The organism is Mycobacterium kyogaense, from assembly GCF_003254575.1.
Classification (GTDB): domain Bacteria; phylum Actinomycetota; class Actinomycetes; order Mycobacteriales; family Mycobacteriaceae; genus Mycobacterium; species Mycobacterium kyogaense.
In genome coordinates, this window is record NZ_QJUA01000039.1 from 42799 (window position 1) to 54575 (window position 11777).

The 11777-nt window shown below is 68.9% G+C and carries 13 protein-coding genes and 1 pseudogene; 4 read left to right on the forward strand and 10 right to left on the reverse strand.

Annotation, left to right across the window (positions count from 1 at the left end; translation table 11 throughout):
- The first annotated feature begins 39 nt into the window (after window positions 1–39).
- On the forward strand, window positions 40–966 hold the full coding sequence (locus DMB80_RS22190) for a LysR family transcriptional regulator (RefSeq protein ID WP_205538837.1): 927 nt from the start codon (window positions 40–42) through the stop codon (window positions 964–966).
- A gap of 136 nt (window positions 967–1102) precedes the next feature.
- Window positions 1103–1621, forward strand: a complete 519-nt coding sequence (locus tag DMB80_RS22195) for a phenolic acid decarboxylase (protein WP_111511840.1) — start codon at window positions 1103–1105, stop codon at window positions 1619–1621.
- Window positions 1622–1699: 78 nt separating this feature from the next.
- Here the strand turns inward: DMB80_RS22195 and dapC are convergent, their stop codons facing one another.
- On the reverse strand, window positions 1700–2806 hold the full coding sequence (gene dapC / locus DMB80_RS22200) for a succinyldiaminopimelate transaminase (RefSeq protein ID WP_111511841.1): 1107 nt from the start codon (window positions 2804–2806) through the stop codon (window positions 1700–1702).
- A gap of 23 nt (window positions 2807–2829) precedes the next feature.
- Complete coding sequence (gene fdxA / locus DMB80_RS22205; RefSeq protein WP_046365345.1) at window positions 2830–3153, reverse strand: ferredoxin; 324 nt, start codon at window positions 3151–3153, stop codon at window positions 2830–2832.
- A gap of 292 nt (window positions 3154–3445) precedes the next feature.
- On the opposite strand from fdxA, the gene DMB80_RS22210 reads away from it, so the two are divergent.
- On the forward strand, window positions 3446–3994 hold the full coding sequence (locus DMB80_RS22210; RefSeq protein ID WP_111511842.1) for a YceI family protein: 549 nt from the start codon (window positions 3446–3448) through the stop codon (window positions 3992–3994).
- A gap of 43 nt (window positions 3995–4037) precedes the next feature.
- On the opposite strand, the gene DMB80_RS28420 is transcribed toward DMB80_RS22210, so the two are convergent.
- The 7 genes from DMB80_RS28420 to mshB form a co-directional block, all read right to left on the reverse strand.
- Entirely contained in the window at window positions 4038–4292 is a 255-nt protein-coding gene (locus tag DMB80_RS28420; protein ID WP_205538839.1) for a hypothetical protein, read from the reverse strand.
- Window positions 4289–4474 (reverse strand): CsbD family protein, encoded by a 186-nt coding sequence (locus DMB80_RS28425; protein ID WP_205538841.1) that lies wholly within the window; start codon window positions 4472–4474, stop codon window positions 4289–4291. The genes DMB80_RS28420 and DMB80_RS28425 overlap by 4 nt, the downstream gene beginning before the upstream one ends.
- Window positions 4475–4565: 91 nt before the next feature.
- Window positions 4566–5315, reverse strand: coding sequence for a glycoside hydrolase family 16 protein (locus tag DMB80_RS22220; RefSeq protein WP_240431337.1), 750 nt, complete (start codon window positions 5313–5315; stop codon window positions 4566–4568).
- Between the two features lie 16 nt (window positions 5316–5331).
- Window positions 5332–5793: a DUF2231 domain-containing protein gene (locus tag DMB80_RS22225; RefSeq protein ID WP_111511844.1), complete on the reverse strand. Its 462-nt coding sequence runs from the start codon at window positions 5791–5793 to the stop codon at window positions 5332–5334.
- Window positions 5794–6073: 280 nt separating this feature from the next.
- Window positions 6074–8653 (reverse strand): bifunctional FO biosynthesis protein CofGH, encoded by a 2580-nt coding sequence (locus tag DMB80_RS22235; RefSeq protein ID WP_111511845.1) that lies wholly within the window; start codon window positions 8651–8653, stop codon window positions 6074–6076.
- 84 nt (window positions 8654–8737) lie between these two features.
- Window positions 8738–9118 (reverse strand): hypothetical protein, encoded by a 381-nt coding sequence (locus DMB80_RS22240; protein WP_111511846.1) that lies wholly within the window; start codon window positions 9116–9118, stop codon window positions 8738–8740.
- Window positions 9119–9325: 207 nt separating this feature from the next.
- The gene (gene mshB, locus DMB80_RS22245) at window positions 9326–10180 is read right to left on the reverse strand and encodes an N-acetyl-1-D-myo-inositol-2-amino-2-deoxy-alpha-D-glucopyranoside deacetylase (protein WP_111511847.1); all 855 of its coding nucleotides are present in this window, start codon (window positions 10178–10180) and stop codon (window positions 9326–9328) included.
- Between the two features lie 61 nt (window positions 10181–10241).
- On the opposite strand from mshB, the gene DMB80_RS22250 reads away from it, so the two are divergent.
- Window positions 10242–11456, forward strand: coding sequence for a chloride channel protein (locus DMB80_RS22250; protein ID WP_111511848.1), 1215 nt, complete (start codon window positions 10242–10244; stop codon window positions 11454–11456).
- Here the strand turns inward: DMB80_RS22250 and DMB80_RS22255 are convergent.
- A pseudogene (locus DMB80_RS22255) lies at window positions 11457–11777 on the reverse strand (ABC transporter family substrate-binding protein); the annotation flags it as partial. It lies immediately after the preceding gene.

The following is an 11777-nucleotide window of genomic DNA, read 5'->3' on the forward strand; positions in this document are numbered from 1 at the left end:
AATAAAGCGATGTTTTCTGAAGCAAAAGCATAAGCAGAAGTGACGGTTCGCCGCCCCGACCTGCTCGACACCCGCCGGCTGCGCTTGTTGCGGGAACTCAGCGTGCGCGGCACCATCGCCGGCGTCGCCGAGGCACTGCATCAGAGTCCGTCGTCGGTGTCCCAGGCGCTGGCCCGGCTCGAGCACGACGTCGGGGTACCTCTGCTGGAGAAGGTCGGGCGCCGCGTTCGGCTCACCCCCGCCGCCGAAGTCCTCGTCGAGCACACCGCCGCCATCCTGGATCGACTCGAGTTGGCTGCCAGCGAGGTCGCCGCCCGCAGTGCCGAGGCGTCGGGGACGGTGCGCCTGGCCGTCTTCCAGTCCGCCGCGTCAGCGTTCATGCCGCAGATGCTGACCGAACTGGCGGCGCGCCATCCGCGGCTACGCGTGACGATGTCGCAGCGCGAACCGGAGCAGGCGCTCTACGAGACATGGATGCGTGAGTTCGACCTCGTGATCACCGAGGAGTACCCCGGCCATGCCGCGCGCGTGTACCCCGACCTGGACCGCGAACCGCTCACCTCGGATTTGCTGCGCCTCGCCGTTCCCCCGCGTGGCGAACCCTGGGACCAGGTGCGGACAGTCACCGATGCCGCCGCGCTTCCCTGGACCATGGAACCCGCCGGGACCGCTTCCCGGCACTGGGCCGAACAACTCTGCCGCCGAGCGGGTTTCGAGCCCGATGTGCGCTTCGAGACCGACGACCTGGAGGCGCAGATCGCACTGATCGAGAGCGGGAACGCGGTCGCGATCCTGCCCGACCTGATGCGGGTGCGACGCCGCCCGGACGTCCGGGTCGTCGACGTCGACACGCGCCGCCGCACCGTCTTCACCGCGACCCGGACCGCGCTGCGCCACACGCCCGCGATCCGCGCCTGCCGCGCGGCACTGGCGTCGGTGGCGCCGGCGGAACTCACCCTGCCCTGAGCCCACTTTTTCCCGCGAGCAGACACGATCTCGAGCTGTTTTCGGCGTGTCGCGCTCGAGTTCGCGTCTGGTCGCGGTTGAAGCGCCCGCGGCATGGGCAATGTAGAGGCGGTCCGCCACTGTCGAGGAGAACTTCATGAGCACCACTGACGACACCACCCCGGGGCAGGATCTGACCGGGATCGTCGGGCACCGCTTCATCTACACCTACGCCAACGGCTGGCGCTACGAGATGTATGTGAAGAACGACCACACGATCGACTACCGCATCCATTCCGGAATGGTGGGCGGTCGCTGGGTGAAGGATCAGCAGGTCGACCTCGTGGCGCTCGACGAGGGCCATTTCAAGATCTCGTGGACCGAACCGACGGGCACGTCGGTGGCGGTCAACGTGATCCCGGCCAAGCGCCGCCTGCACGGCGTCATCTTCTTCCCTCAGTGGGTCGAGCAGCACGGCGAACGCACGGTCTGTTTCCAGAACGACCATCTCGACGAGATGGCTGTCTATCGCGACGAGGGCCCGACGTACCCGATCTATGTCGTTCCGGAGTTCGCGACGATCACCCTCTTCGAATACGTGGGCGCCGACGACGAGACGGTCATCGCGGTCGCTCCCGGGGAGCTACCGCCCGGCTGGGCCGACCGCACCAACTGACCGCGAGCAGACACGATCTCGAGCTGCTATCAGCGTGTCGCGCTCGAGTTCGCGTCTGCTCGCCCCACGAAGGTGAGCTCAGGCCAGGCGGGCCACGGCGGCCGCGATGCGCTCGTCCGTCGCCGTCAGCGCCACCCGTACGTGACGCAGGCCGCGGGGTCCGTAGAACTCGCCGGGGGCGACGAGGATGCCCCGTTCGGCCAGCCACGCGACCGTCTCGCGCCCCGGCTCGTCCCGGGAGGCCCATAGATACAGCCCGGCCTCGGAGTGATGGACGGTGAAACCGGCGGCGCGCAGCGCCGGCAGCAGCAGCTCGCGCCGGTGCTCGTAGCGGGCGCGCTGCTCGCGTTCGTGCGCGTCGTCGTCGAGCGCGGCCACCATCGCGGCCTGTACCGGGGTCGGCACCATCATGCCGGCGTGCTTGCGCACCGCGAGCAGTTCGGCCACCACGGCGGGATCACCGGCGACGAAACCGGCACGGTAACCGGCCAGCGACGACGTCTTCGACAGCGAGTGGATGGCCAGTAGCCCCGTGTGGTCGCCGTCGCAGACGTCGGGATGCAGCACCGACAGCGGCGCGGCGTCCCAGCTCAACCCGAGGTAGCACTCGTCGGAGGCGATCAGCACTCCGCGCTCGCGCGCCCAGCCGACGACCTTGCGCAAATGGTCGACCCCGAGCACCTTGCCGGTCGGGTTGCTCGGCGAGTTCAGGAACACCAGCGCGGGCGTCTGCGGCCCCAGCTGGGTCAGCGAGTCGGCTCGAACCACGGCGGCCCCGGCCAGCAGAGCGCCGACCTCGTAGGTGGGGTAGGCCAGTTCGGGGACGACGACGGTGTCCGTCGCGCCGAGCCCGAGCAGGGTCGGCAGCCAGGCGATCAGCTCCTTGGTGCCGATCACCGGGAGCACGGCCGACGTGGTCAGCCCGGTGACGCCGTAGCGGCGACCGAGTGCAGCAACCGCCGACTCCCGAAGTGCCTCGGTACCGGCCGTGGTCGGATAGCCGGGCGCGCCGCCGGCGGCCGCCAGTGCCTCCCGGATCAGCGGCGCGACAGGATCGACCGGCGTGCCTACCGACAGGTCGACGATGCCGTCGGGGTGGGCCCGAGCCGCGGCGGTGACGTCAGCCAGGGTGTCCCACGGAAAGACCGGTAACGGCGCCGATCGGCGCCGCCCGGAGTCACGCACGGGACCGTGTCCCGCCGATGAGGTCAGTCCTCACCCTGCGGGGGCAGGTCCTTGACCGCCTGCGGGTCGTTGTCGGTCTGGCCGACCTTCGATGCGCCCCCGGGCGATCCGAGCTCACTGAAGAAGTCGGCGTTGATCTGGGTGTAGCTGCTCCACTGGTCCGGCACGTCGTCTTCGTAGTAGATGGCCTCGACCGGGCAGACCGGCTCGCAGGCGCCGCAGTCGACGCACTCATCCGGGTGGATGAACAGCATGCGGGCGCCCTCGTAGATGCAATCGACAGGGCATTCCTCGATGCATGCCTTGTCTTTGACGTCGACGCAGGGCTCGGCAATCGTGTACGTCACGAACTTCTCCTAAGTCCTCTCGAACTACCTGTCCGGTGGGCTGTTCCCGGTAGGCGCGCTGGTCGGCGCGACCGGCTCAGCAAGTATCCCTGCCGCTGGTTGGCCGCGCGTGTCAGTGTGCCCTAACTCCGCGAATCCCCGATGGGGGGTTCCGCGTGGTTACTGATACTAAACGTCGCAGATACCACGTGCGTGACACCTGCGGGAACGTGTCGGGAATGCATTCGGACTACGGTCCGTTTCATCGGGTGCCGCCGTCGGATGGTCCGACGCACGTCCGGAAGGAACACCCATGACCAGCTCCGTAGCCACCGCCCTGCCGACCGGCACCTGGGCGATCGATCCCGTCCACTCCTCGGTCAACTTCTCCGTCCGCCACCTCGTGGTGAGCAAGGTCCGCGGCGGGTTCGACGTCTTCAGCGGGACGATCACCGTCGGCGAGGACGGCACCCCCACGGTGGCCGCCGAGATCGCGGTCGACTCGGTCAACACCCGCAACGAGCAGCGTGACGCGCACCTGAAGGCCGCCGAATTCTTCGACGTCGAGAACCACCCCGTCGCCACGTTCACGTCGACCTCGGTCCGCGAAGCGGGCGAGCGCTACGTGCTCGACGGCGAGTTCACACTCAAGGGCATCACCAAGCCCATTTCGCTGGATCTCGAATTCAACGGGGTCAACCCCGGCATGGGGCATGGCGAGGTCGCCGGGTTCGAGGCGTCAGTCGTGCTCAACCGCAAAGACTTTGGCATCGACATCGACATGCCGCTGGAGACCGGCGGTGCCGTGGTCGGTGACAAGGTGACGATCACTCTGGAGATCGAGGCACTCAAGCAGGCCTGACAGCGGCGGGCCGCATCGCTGCACAGCGATGCGGCCCGCTCGGTCACCGGGCGATGGCTTCCTTGAGCCCGGCGGAGACTGCCTTGGTCGCGACCTTGCGACCCTTGTGACGCCTGCCCGAGGCGGAGCGCCTGCGGCGCAGCAGCAAGACCGCGACGAGGACGGCTCCCGCGGCGACCGCGACGGCGACGCCGGAGGCCTGCGGTGCGTTCTCGGCGACGGCGCTCTTGACCTCGTCGGCCTTGTCCTGCACGGAATCTGCGACCTGCGAGGCCTTTTCGCCGGCTGCCTGCTTCACGTCGTCGACTTTGTCCTTGACGTCGTCGACTTTGTCTTGACGTCGTCAACGGTCTGCTTGGCTTCGGCCTCCACGCGGTTGGCCGCGCCGTCGGCGCGCATGTCGTCGTTTCCGGTCGCGTCGCCGACTGCCTCCTGTGCACGGCCGGCGATTTCCTGAGCCTTGTCCGACAGCTCTCCCATGATCTCTCCTTCGATTTTCCGTTACTGCCCTACAGACGTCGGAAAACCGGAGAACCGAACGGCATGGGACCCGTGACGTCCGACACAGGGGTCAGTGATGAGTCACACGGTTGATGTGCATCGACGGCACGTGCCCGGAATCGCCTGGGCGGTCGGGGAAATCGAAGACGCCGAGGATGAGCATCATCGGGTAATCCGGCGCCTGGGTACAGACTCTGGTCGTCGCACCATCGATGCTGAATTCCACTCGGCCGGGCTCCCAGTGCGCGGCGTACGTGTGGGCGTCGCCGACGTCGATCTCGCGCCGCTGCGCCGAGAAATCCTCGCGCAGTGCGGGATCGCGGAACCGGTGAATTCCCTGGCCCACCATGGCGGTGCGGCCTTCCACGGTGTCGCCTTCTACGGTGTCGCCGAAGACCTCCACCAGGCAGATCTCCCCGCACCGTTCGGGGCTGTCCTCGAGCCCGACCATCCACGCTGAGAACATCGAGCGTGCACCGAGCTTCGCCGCACACGTGACGGCGATCGAGCCGAAGTGCGGCGTGAAGCCGAGTACCATCGGCTGCTGCTCGCGGACCACCAGGCCGTCTCGGAACGGTTGGGGCGCATCCGTTGATCCCACAGCTCCGGATCGATTCGCGCTCTGGATCGCCGACACCCGCAGCGGCGTCGGATGATCGTCCGGGCACCACAGCGGATGGTCGGCCGGAATCGACAGCGTGAGGCCGTCCGCGCCGACGGTGAACGCCGCGGCCGATGCGGCACGCGAACTCCAGGCGGGAAGGTACGACGCCGTCCACACCGCCGGATCCAGAACACCGAACCGTTCGTCGAATCCCACTCGGGGACTGTAACGGCTAGTCGCTGACGACGCCCCACTTCGCTTCAGTGCCGACGTGCCCGATGCGGGCCACCTGCACCGTCGTTGCGACCCCGATCACCACGGCGAGCACCGCCACGCCGATCGCGAGCCCTTTGGGTGTGCTCGAACGTCCGGCACGCACATGCAGTACGGCGATCGCGATCGCCATCACCAGGAGCGCGATCGAGAAGTAGATCATCGTCTCGCCGCGCTCCTCGTGCAGTTCCAGGATGGGGCTGTGCGAGTCCTCCCGGTTGTACAGCCACTGCCCCGCAGAGACGGTGAGCGGGGTGAGTACCAGGTTCGCCGCGGCCAGTGCCACCACCAACCACACGAAACGTGTTCTCGCCCAGGGAATTAGAGCACAGAGGATGCCGAGACCTGCAGTGAGCGGAGCGAGGACCACGATGGCGTGGACGAGCAGTGCGTGCGCGGGCAATCCGAAAACTGTGGTCATGAAAGGTCCTCAGGAAGTCACGATCGGGTGGTTGGTCTCACCGATCTGGTCGATGGTCGAGGTCAGCTGGTCGCAACCAGTGACCCGTCTCCATGCCGGATCCACCCGGCAAGATTCCCATGGCGAACAGCTCTCCGGGAAAGAGTCTTTCGTCCCCAGATGCGTGGGCGACTCGATGCGCCCGTCGACCAGCATCCGCCGCAGCTTCACACTGAAGGTGATACCAGGTAGAGCTGTGAATTCGCGGTAAGACAGGCGCCCCCAGCGCCCGTGGAACGAGCTAGGCGGCCAGAGGGGTGTAGTCGGTGCTGCGCTGACGGGCGGGGCGACCGATGCCTTGCGCGATCGCGACGAGTTCGGCGACGGTTTTGGCGCTGCCGTTCTCCGAGCCCGCCATCCTCGAGATGGTTTCCTCCATCAGCGTGCCACCCAGATCGTTGGCCCCGCCGGTGAGCATCACCTGGGTGCGCTCGACGCCGAGTTTGACCCAGCTGGTCTGGATGTTGGAGATCCTGCCGTGCAACATGATCCGCGCCAGCGCGTGCACCGCCCTGTTGTCGCGATGCGTCGGGCCGGGCCGGGACCCGCCCGCCAGGTACAGCGGTGATGACTGGTGGACGAACGGCAGCGGCACGAACTCCGTGAAACCGCCTGTGCGATCTTGGATCTCGCGCAGCACGTTCAGGTGCCCCACCCAGTGCCTGGGCTGCTCCACGTGGCCGTACATCATCGTCGAGCTCGATCGGAGCCCGACCTCGTGGGCGGTGGTGATGACCTCTATCCACATCGGGGTGGGCAGCTTGCCCTTGGTCAACACCCAGCGCACCTCGTCATCGAGGATCTCGGCCGCCGTGCCCGGGATGGTGTCGAGGCCGGCTTCGCGTAGTGCGGTCAGCCAGTCCCGGATCGACGTGCCTGCGCGGGTGACGCCGTTGGCGATCTCCATCGGGGAGAACGCGTGTACGTGCATCGAGGGCACCCGTGCCTTGACCGCCCGCACCAGGTCGGCGTAACCGGTCACGGGGAGCTCGGGGTCGATGCCGCCCTGCATGCAGACTTCGGTCGCACCGGCCACGTGCGCCTCCCACGCGCGATCGGCGACCTCGGCGGTCGACAGTGAGAACGCGTCGGCGTCGCCTTTGCGTTGCGCGAACGCGCAGAACCGGCAGCCCGTGTAGCAGATGTTGGTGAAGTTGATGTTCCGGTTGACGACGAACGTGACGTCGTCGCCGACGACGTCTCGGCGCAACGCATCCGCGAAGGAGGTGACGGCGTCCAGAGCGGGCCCGTCAGCGGTGGCCAACGCCAGGTACTCGTCGTCGGAGCAGCCGGCCGGGTCACTCTCGACCGCGCGCAGAGCAGCCAGCACATCGGTGTCGATGCGCTCCGGGGCGCGGGCCGCCAACTCGGACACCTTGGCGCGGATCGACTCCCAGTCTCCGAACGCGGACCCGAGATCCGAGCGGGTCTCGCTGCGGCGCCCCTCGACGTCGATCGCCGCGTGCAGGTCGACGCGGCCGAGGGATTCGGCGGCTTCGTCGGGTTCCTGCCAGGGCCGCCCGACCGGGTTCACGTCCAGGGCGTAGCCCGTGTCAGGGTCGGCGAGCGCGGCGACGTGTCCGCCGACGCGCGGATCGATCCATGCCGCCCCGGCGGTCACGTACTGCGGTTGCGCGGTCAGCCTCTGCACCAGGTCATAGCCAGCGTCAGCAGTCACCGCGGCCAGTTCGTCCAGTGCCGGCCACGGCCGTTCGGGGTTCACGTGGTCCGGGGTCAGCGGTGAGACCCCACCCCAGTCGTCCACCCCCGCCGCGATCAACGACAGGCATTCGGCCCGCGACACCAGATTCGGCGGTGCCTGCACCCGCATCTTGGGGCCCAGCACCAGCCGCGTGACCGCGATCGTCGCCAGGAATTCCTCGAGCCCGGCATCGGGCACAGCCGCCATCGCGGTGTGGTCCTTGGCGCGGAAGTTCTGCACGATCACTTCCTGCACATGCCCGAACTCGCGGTGCGAGCGGCGGATCGCGTGGATGGTCTCCGCCCGTTCGAGTTCCGTCTCGCCGATGCCGACCAGCAGACCGGTGGTGAACGGGATCGAGAGCCGCCCCGCATCGTCGAGGGTGCGCAGCCGCACCGCCGGGTCCTTGTCCGGACTGCCGTAGTGAGCGGCCCCGCGCGTCTCGTAGAGCCGCCGCGACGTCGTCTCGAGCATCATGCCCATCGACGGCGCCACGGGCTTGAGCCGGGACAGCTCCGTCCAGCTCATCACCCCAGGGTTGAGGTGTGGCAGCAGCCCGGTCTCCTCCAGCACCCGGATCGCCATCGCCCGCACGTAATCGAGGGTCGAGTCGTAGCCGCGTTCGTCGAGCCATTGACGCGCCTCCTCCCAGCGCGCCTCCGGCCGATCCCCCAGCGTGAAAAGGGCTTCCTTGCAACCCAACTCGGCACCCTGGCGGGCCACCGCGAGGATCTCGTCGGGTTCCATGAACATGCCTTTGCCCTGCGCGCGGAGCCGGCCCGGCACCGTGACGAAGGTGCAGTAGTGGCAGGTGTCGCGGCACAGATGCGTCACCGGAATGAACACCTTGCGCGAATAGCTCACCGGCAGGCGGCCGTGCGTACCGCGCCGACCTGCCGCCTCCAGACCGGCATCACGCACCCGGGCAGCGCTCGCCATCAGATCGGTCAGGTCGGCCCCGCGGGCCGTCAACGCGATCGCTGCTTCGTCGATGTTCAGCGCCACCCCGTCCCGCGCGCGCCGCAGCACTCGCCGCAACGCCGCCGCAGACGGGGGTGCAGAAGAGGGGGGCACAGAGGGATCGGGCAGATCGGTGCCACGCTGGGAGTTCAGAGCCACTCCCGCATAACCCCGGCGTCGACGCGGATCATCCGCGCGTCTCACATGTTGAAACCCGTGCGCGTGGCATACCGGCCACAGTAGTCAACGGCGAAACGCCGCGGGGCCCGCCCCGGCGCGTTCCTGCGCCGTCCGCCGCCGGGTCAACAACCAGCCCGCCGGCAGTGCGCCGACGGCGATGAGCAGGACCGACGCGTACTCCATCAGCCCCACGCCGCCGAAGACGATGTCGTCGCCGGGACCTCCGAACGTGCACAGCAGGACGGTCGCCAGCCAGGCCCACAACGGCGTGGCGGCCTGTCGCGTCGACGAGGTCCACCGCATCGCGACCCACACGAGCGCAACGTTCATGGCCCCGCTGAGGACGGCGCTGATCGGCACGGGGACACCGCCCACGCGCAGCGGAAGGAAGAAAACAGCCATCAGCGCCGAGAGCACACCATCGAAGGCCAGGACGGCGAGCACGAACCAGCGCAGCCGGTCGGATGCCGGCGGTGCGGAGGAGGTCAGGTCGGGATGCTGTCGAGCACGGACACCAGCGATCCGACGACCCACTGGAAGTTGTCGAGCCGGTCTTGCCAGTGCTGCAGGTTGGGATCGAGATCCGGATCCATGGGCTTCCCTTCCGCGCGTCGAACCGACCAGGGGCAGCGTACCCCGTGGCGCCCCTGCTCACCCCAGGGTCAGCCCGGCGAGTAGATCGGTTTCCCATCCCCGATCGTCGCGCTTGCCCACCTGCCCCTCGACCAGTACGTAGTGCTCCACCACCGGCACCGGCAGCGCGATGTTGTTGGACAGCGCCATCGCAGTCCCGTCCGGGGCGACCTGCACCTGGGTTGCGTGCGCGCGCAGCGCGGCCAGTTTGGCAGGCAGGTGCGCGGTGACGTCGATGGCCGCGTCGATCGTGTCGTCGGCGAATCCGACCAGCGGCAGCGCCTCGGCGTCGAGCGTCACCCAGCTCTCCGGTAGCCCCGACAGTCCGGCCAGACCGTCGCGAATCCCGCTCTGCGACATCACGTTCCAGTACACCTTGGGTACGCGCCACTGCGCCGCGGCGACGCCGGCCGTCGTGATCCGGTGAGCGTGGATGTGGTCGGGATGGCCGTACCCACCCTGCGGGTCGTAGGTGACGACGACGTGCGGGCGCAGGTCGTCGATGACGGCCGCCAGTTCGGCGGTCTGCTCGTCGACGTCGCCGTCGACGAAGCGCTGCCGATGCCGGGCGGGGGTTCCTGCCATGCCGGAATCCCGCCACCGACCGGCGCCGCCGAGGTAGCGGGGCCGGTCCACCCCGAGCGCGGCCAGAGCGGCGGTCAGCTCACCGATCCGATAGCCGCCGAGCTGGTCGGCGGCGTCGACGGCCAGCTGCGCCCACTGCTCGCCGATCACCTCGCCCTCCTCGCCCAACGTGCATGTCAGAACCTGCACCTGCGCACCGCGGGCGCAGTAGTGGGCGATCGTGCCGCCGGTGGTGAGGGTCTCGTCGTCGGGGTGGGCGTGGACGAACAACAGGCGCGGCGTCTCCATGCGCCCAGCTTGCCCGCTGGTCTGCCGGCCATCGAGTCCAGGTGTGGCTTAGATTCGCCTCGTGTCCCGCCGCAGAGTCGAGTTCGGCTGCGCGATCGTGGTGATCGGCCTGCTGGCCGGCGTCGCCGGTGCCGCGACGACGCTGCTGCTGCACGCGATCGAACACCTCACCTATCGCTACAGTTTCGGCTCGCTGCTGGACGGCGTCGAGAACAGCGGGGATTGGCGCCGCGCGCTGGGGCCGATGGTCGGCGGCGCGCTGGCCGGGACGGGCTGGTGGCTGCTGCGGCGCCGCGCCGGCGTGCCCACACTGTCCGCGGCGCTCGCCGGCGAGCAACCGGTGCGACGGTTGGCGCTCACCGGCGACGCCGCGTTGCAGGTGCTGCTCGTCGGCTCGGGCGCGTCGTTGGGCCGCGAAGGCGCGCCACGTCAGCTGGCCGTGGCGTGGGGGGATCTGGGCACTTCGCGATGGGCGCTCACCGCCGCCGATCGACGCATCCTGCTCGCGTGCGCGGCCGGCGCCGGGCTGGGTGCGGTCTACAGCGTGCCGCTGGGTGGTGCGCTGTTCGCGACGCGAATCCTGTTGGGTACCTGGCATCCTCGCGCGCTCGGCACCGCGCTGATCACGTCCAGCCTCGCGGTCGCCGTCGCGGCGCCGGTGACCCATCTGGAGCACCCGCTGACCTGGCCGACCGCAGATCTGTCGCCGTTGTTCGGCCTTCTCGCCGTGGCGTTGGCGCCGCTGGCGGTGGCCGTCGGGTGGGCCTTCACGCGCATCACGGCCTCCGGGCCGCCTGCGGCCTCGCCGACCCTGATCCCGGCGATCGCCGCGGCCGGACTGCTCACCGGCGTGTGCTCGATCTGGCTGCCGGAGCTGCCCGGCAACGGTCGCAGTGTCCTCGAGGTCAGCGTCGACAGCGGTCTGACTCTCGGCGCCGCGGCGGCCATCCTGGTGCTCAAACCGCTGCTGTCGGCGGCGTTCCTGCGCGCCGGCGCGGTCGGCGGGCTGCTGACCCCGGCGCTGGCGACGGGAGCGGCGGCCGGTTCGGTGGTGGCGCTGGCGCTCAACGCCTGGGCCGGTCTGACGCTGCACGTGCCGGCGGTGTCGCTGACCTGTGCAGCCGGGGTGCTGGCGATCACGCAGCGCTCACCGCTGTTCGCCGCCTTGTTCGTCTGGGAGCTGGCGCGGCCGCCGGTGTGGTTGCTCGCGGTGTTCGCGCTCGCCGCGTTCACTGCTCACGGCCTGACGAGACTGCGCCGGGTGACAGCGACCTAGCTACTGAGGCAGCTTGAGCCACTGCCCGGCGTCGCCGACGATGCCGACCGGGACGGCACCGGTCAGGCTGACTCCCTGCACGCTGGGGCCGGCGGCGACGATCGTGGTGTCCTGCAGGATCGGCAGCACGGTGGCCATGTCCCACAGTCGTGGCTCGACGTCGTCGATCACCTCGCCGATGTCGGCGGTGCCCTGCAGGGCGGCGTCGATCCTGGGTTGGATCGTGCGATCGCAGATGCCGGTGATGTTGCTCGGCGCCTGGACCAGTTGGCCGGTTTCCGGGGCGGGCGCGGGGGTGGAACTCGCGATCGTGGAGGGTGG

Coding starts and splice junctions, on each gene's coding strand:
- DMB80_RS22225 (WP_111511844.1), bottom strand. CDS start 5,793: ATGACCACAGTTTTCGGATTGCCCGCGCACGCACTGCTCGTCCACGCC.
- mshB (WP_111511847.1), bottom strand. CDS start 10,180: ATGGAGACGCCGCGCCTGTTGTTCGTCCACGCCCACCCCGACGACGAG.
- DMB80_RS28425 (WP_205538841.1), bottom strand. CDS start 4,474: ATGGGAGAGCTGTCGGACAAGGCTCAGGAAATCGCCGGCCGTGCACAG.
- DMB80_RS22210 (WP_111511842.1), top strand. CDS start 3,446: ATGACCAGCTCCGTAGCCACCGCCCTGCCGACCGGCACCTGGGCGATC.
- DMB80_RS22195 (WP_111511840.1), top strand. CDS start 1,103: ATGAGCACCACTGACGACACCACCCCGGGGCAGGATCTGACCGGGATC.